This is a genomic window from Vogesella sp. EB, assembly GCF_001037925.1.
Lineage (GTDB): Bacteria > Pseudomonadota > Gammaproteobacteria > Burkholderiales > Chromobacteriaceae > Vogesella > Vogesella indigofera.
The window spans coordinates 1-13,327 of record NZ_LFDT01000048.1 but is presented as its reverse complement, the minus strand read 5'-3'; the positions used below and the strand labels follow the sequence as shown (position 1 = coordinate 13,327).

Sequence of the window (13,327 nt, the reverse complement as noted above, 5' to 3'; positions counted from 1 at the left end):
CCATTGATACAGGCTGTGCGCCGAAACACCGAGCCGGCTGGCGACTTCGGCCACCGGATAGCCACGTTCGGTTACTTGTTTGACGGCTTCAATCTTGAATTCTTCGGGGAAACGCTGCCTGCTCATGACACCTCCTTGTAGGGCCTAGTGTGAGGCTCACGAGGTATCTAGGAAAGGAGGGGCGATTCACACCGCTACATCTTGCTTCGGCCATGCCCAGTCCGGTTGACGTCCCTTAAGTGTTCTACCGTGCCAAGCTTTTGTCTGTGTTCCCTGTCGTCATGTGAAATCTGAGGCGATGCAAGCCGCTGCTGCCCTTTTGCCAGTCATGCCCCGTGCTAGATATGCCTTCAAAGGCTAGGGGCTGAAGGCTGAGCCAGCCTCAGAATCCTACTGGACATCTTTCAACAGAAAAAACCACATCCACATAAAAACCTTCTGGAATAGTGAAGCCGAGTGTCATACAACGTAGATCAGGCGCTGACTTCAACACGACGGCGCGATCAGTCCCGTTAGCCACGCTTGAAGGGGTAGCCATGCGCCAGAATCTTCCCGTCACCGAGCAGGAGTTGTTTCTTGATCCGCGTAGTCCCATTGTCACCAAGACTGACCTTAAAGGCCGGATTTGCTATGCTAACCCGGCCTTTGTCGAAATCAGTGGCTTTACTGAGGCGGAGTTGATCGGTCAGCCGCACAATGTCGTACGCCATCCGGATATGCCGGCGCTGGCGTTTCTGGATCTCTGGAACACCATCAAGCGCGGCCAACCTTGGCAAGGACTGGTAAAAAACCGCGCCAAGAATGGCGCGTTTTACTGGGTGGATGCCTACGTGACTCCCTTGAGTGAAAACGGCCAACACATCGGCTACATGTCGGTGCGTTCTACCCCCTCCCGTGACAAGGTCAGGGAAGCCGAGCTGCTGTATCGCGCCATCAACGCCGGGCAGGCCAGCTTTCCATCTACAGCGCAAACGACGACCCCATCCTGGCTGATGCTGCAGCTGGTGGTCTTCAGCGTCACCTTGTTGGCCGGCGGCATCAGTAGCCTGCTGTTGCCGAACGGCTGGCAGCAAGGCGCGCTCCTGCTGGCATTCCTGCTTGGCTGCTTTGCCACACTCGCGCTGCAACAACGAGTGCGGGCCACACTGCTTGCCGCGAATGCGGCGCTGCTTCGCTTTGGTGAGGGTAATTTCAAGGAGATGGTGGCGGTCCAGGGGCCACGTGAATGTGCCGACTTACGGCAGCGACTGGAAACAACCCGCATCAATCTGCGAGCCATCCTTGCCGACGTGGTCTCCGCCAGTGCCAGTATCGGTCAGGAGGCTGACAATATCGGCCGCCAGGCCGCCACCCTGCAGGAGCGGGCATCGGATGAAAGCAACGACATCGCTCACATCGCCGCCGCACTGGAGCAACTGACCGTCTCGGTCAGCGAAATTGCCGATACCACCCGTACCGGCTCGGATCATGCCAGCACCGCCCGCCAGCTGGTGCAGCAGGGCAGTGCCCACATGCAGCATACCTTGCAAAGCACCGACAGCATGCTCGCTGCCATTGGTGAGGTGCGCGCTACCCTGGAGCAATTGAACGGCGCGGTGACGCGCATCGGCTCAATAAGCCAACTGATCGGGGATGTGGCCGATCAGACCAACCTGCTGGCACTTAACGCGGCCATTGAGGCGGCTCGTGCTGGCGAGCACGGTCGCGGTTTTGCCGTCGTCGCCGACGAGGTGCGCAAACTGGCCGAGCGTACCAGCCACAGTACCCGTGAGATCGGCGACTCGATCGGACAGGTTCGACAGCACACCGATGCCGCCTTGTCCTCCATTGACCACGCCAGCCAGGTGACAAGACAAGCCAGCGAGCTGATCGGCGCGACCTCGTCCAGCCTGGTACAGATTGATCAGGCGAGTCTGGGCGTGGCCAACAGTGCGCAGGATGTGGCGTCCATGCTGGTACAACAGTCGCGCGCCTCGACCGAGGTTGCCCACAATATGGAAAAGGTCAGTGCCATCACCGAAAATAACGCCCATAACGTGGCTCAGACTGCTCATGCTGCGGGTGAGCTGATGGGAACCACCAAGGCGTTGAAACAGCTGGTGGCGCACTTCGAAAAGTCATTGTGAGTCGTGGTTATCCGCCCGTAGTGGGAGGGGGCTTGGTGCCCGGGTTCTTTGCCGGGGGTTTTGGTCCGCTGGGTTGCTTTTTCCTGTGTTGGGTGCAGGTTCGGGAACGTGCTCAAGCAGACCGCCAAGCGGGTAATTGAAGTGACCTGTCCCGGACGGCGATAGGCAAAGCAAACCCTGCTGCGGCTCGGGAATATCTGCCAAAAATGGACGATCTCGGTTCGTGACGGGAAGATCTTGCAGACTCGATCGGTTGTGTGGCGATGCGCCCAGGCGGTGAGCACGGCCTTGATCACACGCGGGCGAACGTGACAACGCGGGCGCTGCGTGTGCAGCGCCCGCGTTGTATGGTGTGCCAGCCAGCCAGCCAGCCTGGCGTGGAGGGGGGCATGGCCGGCTGCCGGCCGCCACCGGGCGGTGGTGGCCGTGGCCAGCATTACAGGCTAGGGAAGGCGAATTGTGACGCCTCGTGGCTGGTGCGCTGCGGCCAACGTTGGGTGATGGTCTTGCGCTTGGTGTAGAAACGCACGCCATCCGGGCCGTAGGCATGCAGATCGCCGAACAGCGAACGCTTCCAGCCGCCAAAGCTGTGGTAGGCCACCGGCACCGGCAGCGGCACGTTGACGCCGACCATGCCGACCTCGATTTCGTCGCAGAACAAACGTGCCGCTTCACCATCGCGGGTGAACAGGCAGGTGCCGTTGCCGTATTCGTGGTCGTTGATCAACTGCATCGCGGCCTCCAGGCTGCCGACGCGCACGATGCATAGCACCGGCCCGAAGATTTCCTCGCGGTAGATGCTCATCTCCGGGGTGACCTTGTCGAACAGCGTGCCGCCGACAAAGAAGCCGGCTTCGCAGCCGGGCACCGACAGCTGGCGGCCATCGACCACCAGCTCGGCGCCCTGCGCCACGCCGCTGTCGATATAGCCCTTCACCTTGTCGCGCGCCGCGCCGGTGACCAGCGGGCCCATGTCCAGGCCGCAGGAGGTGCCGGCGCCAATCTTCAGCGCCGCGATCTTCGGTACCAGTTTTTCCACCAGTTTGTCGGCTACCTGGTCGCCGACGGCGACTACTACCGAGATCGCCATGCAGCGCTCGCCGCAGGAACCATACGCCGCGCCCATCAGGGCGTTGACGGTGTTGTCGAGGTCGGCATCCGGTAGCACCACTGCGTGGTTCTTGGCGCCGCCCAGTGCCTGCACCCGCTTGCCGCGGCGGGTGCCTTCGGCATAGATGTACTCGGCGATCGGCGTGGAGCCGACAAAGCTCAGCGCCTTCACTTCCGGCGCCTCGATCAGCGCGTCGACAGCAGCCTTGTCGCCGTGCACCACATTGATCACGCCCTTGGGCAGACCGGCTTCGTGCAGCAGCTGGGCAATGAACAGGGTGGAGCTGGGGTCGCGCTCGGACGGCTTCAGGATGAAGCAGTTGCCGCACACGATGGCCAGCGGATACATCCACAGCGGCACCATGGCCGGGAAGTTGAACGGGGTGATGCCGGCCACCACGCCCAGCGGCTGGTGGTCGGACCAGCTGTCGATATTCGGGCCGACGTTGCGGTTGTATTCGCCCTTCAGCAGCTCCGGCGCGCCGCAGGCGTATTCCACGTTCTCGATGCCGCGCTGCAGCTCGCCGACCGCGTCTTCGATGGTCTTGCCGTGCTCTTCGCTGATCATGGCGGCGATCTTGTCACGGTTGGCTTCCAGCAGTTGCTTGAAGCGGAACATCACCTGCGCGCGCTTGGCCGGCGGGGTGTTGCGCCAGGCTGGGAAGGCCGCCTTGGCCGCGTCGATGGCGGACTGGATGGTGGCCTGGTCGGCCAGCGCCACCTGGCGCACGGCTTTGCCCAGGGACGGGTTGAACACCGGGGCGGTGCGGCCAACGTTGGTGACGAGCTCACCATTGATCAGATGGGCGACGGTAGTCATGTCTTTACTCTCCGGTATGCGGGAAATCGGTTGGCGATCAGGCGGTCTGGTTCAGGACGTCGCCGACGGCGTTGAACAGGGTATCCAGCTGCTGCGCAGTGGTATTGAAGGTTGGCCCGAACTGCAGCGTGTCGCCACCGAAGCGCACGTAGAAGCCGGCCTGCCACAGCTTGATGCCGGCCTCGTACGGGCGGATGGCGGCGTCGCCGTCGCGGGCGGCCAGCTGGATGGCGCCGGCCAGGCCGCAGTTGCGGATGTCCACCACGTGCTTGCTGCCGCGCAGGGCATGCAGCTTTTCTTCGAACACCGGTGCCAGCGCGGCGGATTGCTCGATCAGCTGATCGCGCTGCAGCAGCTCCAGCGTGGCCAGGCCGGCGGCGCAGGCCACCGGGTGGCCGGAGTAGGTGTAGCCGTGGGTGAACTCGATCATGTGCTCGGGCGTGCCCTGCTGCATGAAGGTGTTGTAGATCTCGCTGGATGCCACTACCGCGCCCAGCGGAATCGCGCCGTTGGTCACCTGCTTGGCGGTATTCATGATGTCCGGGGTGACGCCGAAGTAGTCGGCGCCGGTCCACTTGCCCATGCGGCCGAAGGCGGTAATCACTTCATCGAAAATCAGCAGGATGCCGTGCTGGCTGCAGATCTCGCGCAGGCGTTGCAGGTAGCCCTGCGGCGGCACGATCACGCCGGCGGAGCCGGACATCGGCTCCACGATCACCGCGGCGATGTTGGAGGCGTCGTGCAGTTCGATCAGCTTCAGCAGCTCGTTGGCCAGCTCCACGCCGCCGGTCTCGGCCATGCCCTTGGTGAAAGCCAGGCCCGGCTGCAGGGTGTGCGGCAGGTGGTCGGCGTCCATCAGCTGGCCGTACATCTTGCGGTTGCCGCCGATGCCGCCCAGCGCGGTGCCGGCGATGTTGACGCCGTGGTAGCCACGGGCGCGGCCGATGAAGCGGGTCTTGCTCGGCTGGCCTTTCAGTCGCCAGTAGGCCTTGGCCATCTTCACTGCGGTGTCGGCGCATTCGGAGCCGGAGCCGGTGAACAGCACGTGATTCAGACCATCCGGCATCAGGCCGGCGATCTTGTCGGCCAGGCGGAAGGCCAGCGGGTGGCCGTACTGGAAGCTCGGCGCGTAGTCCAGGGTACCCAGCTGGCGGGCGACCGCCTCCTGGATCTCCGGGCGGTTGTGGCCGGCGCCACAAGTCCACAGGCCGGACAGGCTGTCGAAAATGCGACGGCCCTTGTCGTCGATGAAGTAGTTGCCGTCGGCGCCCACGATGATGCGCGGATCCCGCTTGAACGCGCGGTTGGCCGAAAACGGCATCCACTGGGCATCGAGATTCAGATCGCTGACGGCAAATTGGTCGTTGCAGTTGTTCATGACGTGGCCCCTGTGAGCGCTGTGTTGATGGTGTTAGCTTGCAATAGAACCGTAGGTGAGTTAAATCACATCTTTCTCACGTTAAGTTGAGTGTTTGTTAAACATGAGCAAGAAGGCATCCCTGGGCCAGGTCAGCGATTTCGATATCCGCCTGCTGCGCCTGTTCAAGACCGTGGCCGAGTGTGGTGGCTTCTCGGCGGCGGAAAGTGTGCTGGGCATCAGTCGTTCCGCCATCAGCCTGCACATGGGCGATCTGGAGAAGCGCCTGGGTATCCGCCTGTGTCAGCGCGGCCGCGCCGGTTTTGCGCTCACCGACGAGGGGCGCGAGGTGCTGCATGCCAGCCAGAGCCTGCTGGCCGCCATCGAAGGCTTCCGCAGTCAGGTGAACCAGCTGCACCAGCAGCTGCGTGGCGAGCTGAACATCGGCATCGTCAACAGCCTGGTCACGCAGTCGCGCATGCGCATCACGCAGGCACTGCGCGCGCTGAGCGAGCAGGGGCCGGGGGTGCGCATCAATATCGGCATGATGACGCCCAGCGACATCGAGCTGCGGGTGCTGGACGGCCAGCTGCACGTCGGCGTGGTGCCGCTGGTCAGCCCGCTGGCCGGGCTGGATTACATCCCGCTGTACGAGGAAGACTCGCTGCTGTACTGCAGCCAGGGCCACCCACTGTTCTGGCGCGCCGATGCCGATATCAGCGACGCCGACATCGCCGCTGCGCCGGCGGTGATACCGGGTTTTCGCCTGCCGCCGGAGGCGCAGCAGTGCCAGCAGGCGCTGGATGGCAGCGCCACCGCCAGCGACCGCGAAGGCATCGCCTTCCTGATCCTGACCGGGCGATACATCGGCTACCTGCCGGACCACTTTGCCGCCAGCTGGGTGGCGCAGGGCAAGCTGCGCGCCATCCGTCCGCAGCAGCTGCACTACCAGGTGCCGCTGACGGTGGTGACGCGCAAGGGACGGCGGCCGAATCTGGTGCTGGAAAAATTCCTGGACGAGCTGGCGGTCAGCAGCGACTGATACGACGCGCGAGACGGTGGCCGCACTTGATGCATTGCGGGTTTTCTATGGAAATCGGGTTGCGAATGGCTATCGCCGCCGCCGTTTTTATCGCATCCTGCGCAGCATTGCCGTGCGGCCAACGTTGGCCGCGACTGCCGGCTCATTTCAATCGGGAAGCGCATGGCCACCACCCTGAAACTGTCCGAACTCATCAGCGCGCTCAGCTACGCGCTGGATATCACCGAGGGCCAGCCGGAAGGCCACTGCATCCGCAGCTGCTGGATCGGCATGCACATCGGCCAGGCGCTGGGGCTGACGGCGCAGCAGCTGTGGGATCTGTACTACACCATCCTGCTGAAAGACCTGGGCTGCAGCAGCAACGCGGCGCGCATCAGCGAGCTGTATCTCACCGATGATCGCCAGTTCAAACAGGATTTCAAGCTGGTCGGCGCCAGCCTGCCGCAGATGCTGGGCTTCGTGTTCAGCAACACCGGCACCCACGCCAGCAGCTGGCGCCAGCGCGCGCAATCCATCCTCAACGTGCTGCGCCACGGCAAGGAAATGGCCGACGAGCTGATCAGCACCCGCTGCCATCGCGGTGCCGACATCGCGCGCCAGCTGCGTTTCAACGGCAGCGTGGCCGCCGGCATCCAGGCGCTGGACGAGCACTGGGATGGCTCCGGCCGGCCGCTGGGCCTGCAGGGCGAGGCCATTCCGCTATCGTCGCGCATTGCGCTGCTGGCGCAGGTGCTGGACGTGTTCCATGTCACCCACGGCCGCCACGCGGCGCTGACCGAGGTGCAATCGCGCGCCGGCAGCTGGTTCGACCCGCAGCTGGTCGCGGTGATCGGCCAGCTGGGCGCCAGCGCGCCGTTCTGGCAGCAGCTGGAAGCCGACGATATCGACCAGGCGGTGCTGGCGCTGGAGCCGGCGCAGTGTGCGGTGCCGCTGGACGAGGACTATATGGACGAGATCGCCGAAGGCTTTGGCCAGGTGGTGGACTCCAAGAGCCCGTTTACCGCCGGCCACAGCCAGCGCGTCGGCCATTACGCCGACTGCATCGCCGCCGAACTGGGCATGGCGCCGGCACGCCGCCGCTGGCTGAAACGCGCCGCCTTGCTGCACGACGTGGGCAAGCTGGGGGTCAGCAACACCATCCTCGACAAACCGGGCAAGCTGGACGCCGACGAATGGGCGGCGGTGCAGCGCCATGCCGGCTACACCGAGACCATCCTTGATCGCATCGGGCATTTTGCCGAGATGGCGCGGGTGGCCGGCGCGCACCACGAAAAGCTGGATGGCAGCGGCTACCCGCGCGGGCTGGGCGCCGACGCCATTGCGCTGGAAACCCGCATCATCACCACCGCCGACATTTTTGACGCCATCAACGCCGAGCGCCCGTACCACCCGGCCACGCCGGTGGCCAGGACGCTGGACATCATGCGCCAGCACGTGCACAGCGCCATCGATGGCGACTGCTTTGCCGCGCTGGAACGGGTGCTGCGCGCCGAGGGCGCACTCTAGGGGGCGAGGTTGCCGGCGCCGTGACCAGATGAGGAGCGGGCCGGATGTCGTATCGCGGCGTGGCACGGCAGCCTGCACCCCGCCTGCGGGGATGAGCCGCCCCGATGGCGCAAAGGTTGGCCGCAAGCGCCTGCGCCACTTGCTGGCAGCGGCGAGCGATGCGACATGTACGATTCTTCATTGCTGAAGCGGCAACTTGGCGCCGCTAACAAAACCTCGCAGCGCTCCAGAGCCAAGGCGTGCCGACGCAGACAGTACAAGTCGTACGGCAAGGAGGCGCAACGCAGGATCAGGGGTTTTGTTAGCAGCTCTTATTGCTGAAATGAACACGCTGCTGCTGGTGACCGTCGTACGGTACGAGGGTACGGCTGCACTTACAGGGCAGGCTGGGGCGGTGCATGCCCTTGCTCATCCCGGCATCAGGCAATGACGCCATCCCGTCGCGACAGCAGCGGCCATTCCGGTAACGGGTTTGCGCAATGCGCGTCGCTCATCAGGCATTGTCTGCCAGCGCCGCGGGTAGGCCGGCGCGCCGGGCCGACACCCGGCTATGCTGCTGGGGCGGTGACTACTTCTTCACCCACTGGCCGTTGGGCGCCTTGACGTAGCTGCCGGGCGGGGTTTTTTCGATGGCTTTCTGGCCGGCCAGTATCGCAACCTGGTCCAGAGTGGTGCCGTTTTTCTTGGCGATGGCGTCATAGGCCTCGCGGCGCTTGGCGTTGATGTCCGCCGCCAGCGAAACCGCTTCCGGGGTGGCTTTCACCACGCCGAGGTAACCATCCGGCTGTTCGCCGACCAGGCCCTGCGCCTTGGCGCCGCCCACGTCCAGTGCCATTGCCAGGCTGCTGCAAAGCAGCAGGCCAATTGCCATCCATCGTGCTGCCGTTTTCATGCTGTGCTCCTAGAACAGACTGCTGTCGGTGGTGAGGTTGTCGATGTCTTTTTCCACCTTGAGGCGGATTTCGTGATCGATCTTCACGTTGAGGTTGATGGTGATGGGTTCCTTGGGCACTTCCAGTGCCACCCGCGGGGTGCAGGCGGTCAGTGCCAGGAGCGGTATCAGCCAGACGGGTTTCATGGCGAAGTCTCCGGTGTGGGGTTGCGCGTGGCAGCCGATTGTTTGCGGCTGAGCACACGGCGGGATATTTCATCTCCGATACGCAGGCTGCGTAACAGTTCCAGCACATTCTCACTATGGCTGTAATTCAGCACCACAGGTTGGCGATTTTGTCTGGGGTTGACCCCTTTCAGCGTCACCTTGGCGTCCAGCAGGCCGTTCCTCGACATGGCCAGCCGGGCCTGGAAATCGTTGACGTCCAGCTCGCTGAGCATGTCCAGCGCCAGCTGCACCGCCCGGTTGGATTGTGCCATGGCCGTTACCCCGGCGCTGGCCGGCACGCGCAGGGTCAGCTCGCCCTCGTTGCGTAGCAGCCCGTCTTGCAGCGCGATGCCCGCCGGTAATAGTTGCAGCGGCAGGGTGCCGCCGACGCGACCGGTGAGCTGCACCGTGGGCTGCGGGTCGTTCTGCAGTGCCGCCACGGCGGCCAGGTCCAGCTGCTGCACGGTCACCGGCTGGAAGGCGCTGGACGGCCAGCGCAGGCTGTCGGCCTGCAGGTTGCCGCCCAGCACTTTGGCGTGCACGGCGCCCAGCTGCCAGTCTTTCAGGTCGGAGCGCAGGGTGAGCGATACCTCCTGCAGCAGGGTGCCGACATCCAGCTGCGCCAGCTGCAGCGGACCGTCGCTCTGCAGCTGCAGCTGGCCGGGACGTGCGGCCAACGTTAGCCGGCCACGGCCACCGTTGGCGAGGATGCCGCCCCAGTCCAGCGCCACATCGCTGAGCCGTACGTCGCCGTTCAGTTGCCATTGTTTTTGCCATTGCCACTGCAATTTGCTGGCCAGCTGCCCCTGTTGCAGGGTAACGCCCAGGCCGCGGCTCATGGCGGCGCTCAGCGGCGTATCCAGCTGCAGGCTGCCGGCGGCGCCCTCGCCGTGACGGCGGGCGGTCAGCTGCAGCTTGCTGCGCCAGGCCGGCAGTTGCAGCTGGCCGCTGGCACGCTCGCCGGCCAGCTGCAGCGTGCCGTTGGCCGGCGGCAGCGTCCAGCGGCTGGCCACCGCGCCGCCTGCCGTCAGTGCCAGCTGGCCGTGGGCACGACTGCCGTCGCTCAGCAGCGCGCTGGTGGCCTGCAGGCTGAGCGGCTTGAGCAGCACGTTGCCGACGATACCCTCGGCAATGTCCAGCTTGCTACCGCCATCCAGCTGCCAGTTGCCGGCGCTGCCGCGCCAGTTGGCCGCCAGTTGCAGCGCGCCGCCTTTGCTGTAGAACGGCGGGCGGCTGCTGGCGGCGAGGCTGCCTTGCCAGCTCGCCCCCTGCTGGCGTGCGGCCACGTTGCCCTTGAGCGGCCAGTCCTGATAGTGGCCGGCAAAGCTGGCGTTAAGCAGCGGCTGGCGCGGGTCGATGGCGTTGACCGGCAGGCTGATCACCAGCGCCAGTGGCGGCTTGCTGACCTTCAGTTGCAGCGGGGCGCCGTGCGCGCCCTGCGCGTCGAACTGGCCGCGCCACTGGCCGGCCAGCTGCAAGCCGGCATGGCGGCCGGCCAGCGCCAGCGCGCCTTGCCACTGCCAGCGGCCATCGCCCCAGCGCAGCGTGCCGTCGTGACTGCTCAGCTGCAGCTGCTGGTAGTCGAGGCGGAACGGCAGGCGGCTGCTACCGCTGGCGGTCAGCGGCAGTTGCCACGCTTGCGGCCAACTCAGGCGCACGCCCTGCGGCAGTCGGGCCTGGCCGGCGGCCAGTGTCAGCTGGCGCTGGGCCCATTGCAGTGGGATACGGGCGTGCAGGTCTTTGCCGTCCAGCTGCAACAGGCCGCTGCCACGCTGCAGGCTGTGATCCTGTGGGGTGAGTTGCAGCTGCAGCTTGCCCTGCGGCCCGCTGGCCAGCAGGTCGGCCTGCAGGCTGTGCACGCCGTCCAGATCGCCGCTGGCCTGCAGCGCCCGGCGCGGCTGCAGCAGCCAGCCGGCGGCCAGCGGCAGCGCGTGCGGCAGCGTGGCCTCCAGCTGCCACTGGCGGTTGTGCAGCGTGGCCTGCAGGCGGGCATCGCCACGGCGGGCATCGCCCTGATAGCCCAGCTGGCGGCCATCGGCCTGCACGCGGGCTTGCAGCTGGCCGGGCAACCAGCGGCCGCTGGCCTGCAGCTGCCATTGCCCCAGCAGCTGCGGTGAAAGCCGCGCTGCGGCCAATATGCCCCGTGCCTGCCACTGGCCGTTGTCGCGCCGGTAGTCCAGTGCCAGCTTGTCGGCACCCTGTGCCAGCTGCGCCTGCCAGCGTTCGTTTTGCTGTGTAACGGCGGCGGCCAGCGCGGGAAGGCCAGGGGCCTGCAGGCTGGCGATGTGCAGGGTGAACGGCGGCAGGCCGGCGGGTGGCGGGGCCGGCAGCTCGCGGCGGCCGGCCTTGCTGCAGGATTGCAGCTTGAGCTGCTGCAGGCTGATGGTCAGCGGCTGCCAGCGCTCGATGCGCAGGCCACTGCCGTGGGCGGCGACGCAATCCTGCTGCCGCCATTGCCATTGCGCGATCGTGGCGCCGCCATCGCGCCAGCCCGGCCCCTGCAGTTGCAGGCCCTGTTGCTGCAGCCACCAGCGGGCGCCGGCTGCCGCCGCCAGCAATAGTGCCAGCAGGACGAGCAGGGCAAGCAGCAGCCAGCGGCGCCAGCGGTGGCGGGCGGCTGGTGAAGTGGTCGGCGGGGCTGGGGGCTGGGTCATGGCTTAATGGCGAGATCGATGTCGTTGTTGTCGTGGTGCTGTCGCCGGCAGGGCTGTGCGCGGCAGCCTGTTGCTGCGGCAGTCTTGAGAAGAGGCCACTGGGTGGATTGTCTGGCAACAAGAGGAGCCATCGCTTGGCGGGTGCTGTAAGACATGAATAGCTGAAGTATATACGGCACGGCGGTCGATGCTGAATGGGTGTGCCGGTGGTGCTTGTGACAAGTAAAAAATTATTCGTGGCCACAGGGATAAGCAAGGGGGAGAGCAGGTGCGGCTCGTCAATCCGGTGCATTGACTTCCGAGCGACCGTCTTGCTCTTGTTTCCGGCGAGTGCGAAGAAGGGGTTCCCCCGGCTAAATGTGACTCCGTGTGCACAAAAATGCAGACACGTTCTTTGCGGCGTTTCTCGTGCTGCCCTTTAGTACAATGGGCTAAATTTTCGCGTTCCAGTAGATTGACTGCATCATGCAAAATGTCAATGGAGTGTTTAAATGAGTGCAGCCCACAATCAAGGCAAGATCGTTGCAATTAGCGGCAAGATCATCGCAGTTGCGGTAGATGGTTCGCAGCGCGTACTGAAGGTGGGCGACACCGTAGCGGTGGGCGAGCGCCTGATTGTACCGGCTGATGGTGTCATCGAGCTGCGGGCAGACAATGGCAACATCGTAAAAATTGCTGAAGCCCGTGATCTGACTATTACCGATGACGTATTCGGTCCTGTAACCGCCGATGTCACCGATGCCGCACTGGCTACCCTGCCAAGCGAAGCGCAGCAAGTCCTGGCGGCGCTGCAGGATGGTCAGGATCCATTGCAGAACCTGGAAGCGACCGCAGCCGGCCTGGCCGCAGGTGGTGGTGAAGATGGTGGCAGCTCCTATACCATCCTGGGCCGTGTCAGCGAAGACATTACCGATGCCAGTCTGGCGGCGGGTACTGCTAGCGATGCCAGCATTGAAACCATTGCCGCCACGACCGGCAGCCTGGATGCCTCCCAGACGTTCAACCAGCCTTCCGTGCTGGTTGCTGATAGCAACTTCATTGATGAAGACGGCATGGCTACCGGCAATCTGCTGGAGAATGACAGTGACACTGACGACGCGCTCAGTGTTGTTGGTATCACGGTCAACGACCGTACTTTCCCTGTGGATACTGAAGAAGGCGCATTCATCGAACTCGAGTCTGGTGTGCTCCAGGTCAGTGCCAACGGCGATTACATTTTCTCTCCGGCAAACAACTGGAACGGCACCGTTCCAGTTATTACCTACACCACCAACACCGGTAGCAGCAGCACGCTGACCATCACCGTCAATCCGGTAGATGACCCTAGTGTGCTGAAGGCAGACAGCAATACAGTTGAGGAAGACACGCCAGCCAAGGGTAATGTGCTGGAAAACGACAGCGACATTGATAGCGAGCTGAGTGTGGTGAGCATTACCGTCGACGGCCGCAGCTATACCGTTGACGCTCAGGATGGCGCTTTCGTCGAGCTGGAATCCGGCATGCTGGAAGTTTCCGCTAATGGCGATTACATCTTTACCCCAGCCAGTAACTGGCACGGCACGGTACCCACCGTTGCATACACCACTAATACTGGTAGCAGTAGCACCCTCAAT

10 protein-coding genes are annotated in these 13,327 nt (G+C 64.2%); 4 read left to right on the top strand and 6 right to left on the bottom strand.

What is annotated here, in order from left to right; all coding sequences use genetic code 11:
* The coding region (locus tag ACG97_RS16340; RefSeq protein WP_047968448.1) for a transposase at positions 1 to 126 on the bottom strand (126 nt) is incomplete at its 3' end.
* A 410-nt stretch (positions 127 to 536) separates the two neighbouring features.
* On the opposite strand from ACG97_RS16340, the gene ACG97_RS16335 reads away from it, so the two are divergent.
* On the top strand, positions 537 to 2,126 hold the full coding sequence (locus ACG97_RS16335; protein ID WP_047968447.1) for a PAS domain-containing methyl-accepting chemotaxis protein: 1,590 nt from the start codon (positions 537 to 539) through the stop codon (positions 2,124 to 2,126).
* 436 nt (positions 2,127 to 2,562) lie between these two features.
* Here ACG97_RS16335 and ACG97_RS16330 read toward each other — a convergent pair whose 3' ends face one another.
* Entirely contained in the window at positions 2,563 to 4,056 is a 1,494-nt protein-coding gene (locus tag ACG97_RS16330) for a CoA-acylating methylmalonate-semialdehyde dehydrogenase (protein ID WP_047968446.1), read from the bottom strand.
* A 37-nt stretch (positions 4,057 to 4,093) separates the two neighbouring features.
* Positions 4,094 to 5,434, bottom strand: coding sequence for an aspartate aminotransferase family protein (locus ACG97_RS16325; protein ID WP_047968445.1), 1,341 nt, complete (start codon positions 5,432 to 5,434; stop codon positions 4,094 to 4,096).
* 103 nt (positions 5,435 to 5,537) lie between these two features.
* Here ACG97_RS16325 and ACG97_RS16320 point away from each other — a divergent pair, with 103 nt between their 5' ends.
* Together ACG97_RS16320 and ACG97_RS16315 are read left to right on the top strand one after the other, a co-directional pair.
* The gene (locus tag ACG97_RS16320) at positions 5,538 to 6,455 is read left to right on the top strand and encodes a LysR family transcriptional regulator (RefSeq protein ID WP_047968444.1); all 918 of its coding nucleotides are present in this window, start codon (positions 5,538 to 5,540) and stop codon (positions 6,453 to 6,455) included.
* A 162-nt stretch (positions 6,456 to 6,617) separates the two neighbouring features.
* Positions 6,618 to 7,961 (top strand): HD-GYP domain-containing protein, encoded by a 1,344-nt coding sequence (locus ACG97_RS16315; RefSeq protein ID WP_047968443.1) that lies wholly within the window; start codon positions 6,618 to 6,620, stop codon positions 7,959 to 7,961.
* 568 nt (positions 7,962 to 8,529) lie between these two features.
* On the opposite strand, the gene ACG97_RS16310 is transcribed toward ACG97_RS16315, so the two are convergent.
* From ACG97_RS16310 to ACG97_RS16300, 3 genes are all read right to left on the bottom strand, one after another.
* Positions 8,530 to 8,796 carry a YdbL family protein gene (locus ACG97_RS16310; RefSeq protein WP_238377379.1) on the bottom strand — a complete coding sequence of 89 codons (267 nt, stop codon included), beginning with the start codon at positions 8,794 to 8,796 and terminating at the stop codon, positions 8,530 to 8,532.
* Positions 8,797 to 8,862: 66 nt separating this feature from the next.
* Entirely contained in the window at positions 8,863 to 9,039 is a 177-nt protein-coding gene (locus ACG97_RS17405; protein WP_047968441.1) for a YnbE family lipoprotein, read from the bottom strand.
* The gene (locus ACG97_RS16300; RefSeq protein ID WP_047968440.1) at positions 9,036 to 11,714 is read right to left on the bottom strand and encodes a YdbH domain-containing protein; all 2,679 of its coding nucleotides are present in this window, start codon (positions 11,712 to 11,714) and stop codon (positions 9,036 to 9,038) included. The genes ACG97_RS17405 and ACG97_RS16300 overlap by 4 nt, the downstream gene beginning before the upstream one ends.
* Positions 11,715 to 12,205: 491 nt before the next feature.
* Here ACG97_RS16300 and ACG97_RS16295 point away from each other — a divergent pair.
* Positions 12,206 to 13,327: retention module-containing protein (locus ACG97_RS16295; protein ID WP_047968439.1), on the top strand; the 1,122-nt coding region annotated here is incomplete at its 3' end.

What these genes read in the sequence shown, in the direction of transcription:
- ACG97_RS16310 (WP_238377379.1), bottom strand. Translation starts at nt 8,796, where the DNA reads ATGGCACTGGACGTGGGCGGCGCCAAGGCGCAGGGCCTGGTCGGCGAA.
- ACG97_RS16330 (WP_047968446.1), bottom strand. Translation starts at nt 4,056, where the DNA reads ATGACTACCGTCGCCCATCTGATCAATGGTGAGCTCGTCACCAACGTT.
- ACG97_RS16315 (WP_047968443.1), top strand. Translation starts at nt 6,618, where the DNA reads ATGGCCACCACCCTGAAACTGTCCGAACTCATCAGCGCGCTCAGCTAC.
- ACG97_RS16320 (WP_047968444.1), top strand. Translation starts at nt 5,538, where the DNA reads ATGAGCAAGAAGGCATCCCTGGGCCAGGTCAGCGATTTCGATATCCGC.
- ACG97_RS16300 (WP_047968440.1), bottom strand. Translation starts at nt 11,714, where the DNA reads ATGACCCAGCCCCCAGCCCCGCCGACCACTTCACCAGCCGCCCGCCAC.
- ACG97_RS17405 (WP_047968441.1), bottom strand. Translation starts at nt 9,039, where the DNA reads ATGAAACCCGTCTGGCTGATACCGCTCCTGGCACTGACCGCCTGCACC.
- ACG97_RS16335 (WP_047968447.1), top strand. Translation starts at nt 537, where the DNA reads ATGCGCCAGAATCTTCCCGTCACCGAGCAGGAGTTGTTTCTTGATCCG.
- ACG97_RS16325 (WP_047968445.1), bottom strand. Translation starts at nt 5,434, where the DNA reads ATGAACAACTGCAACGACCAATTTGCCGTCAGCGATCTGAATCTCGAT.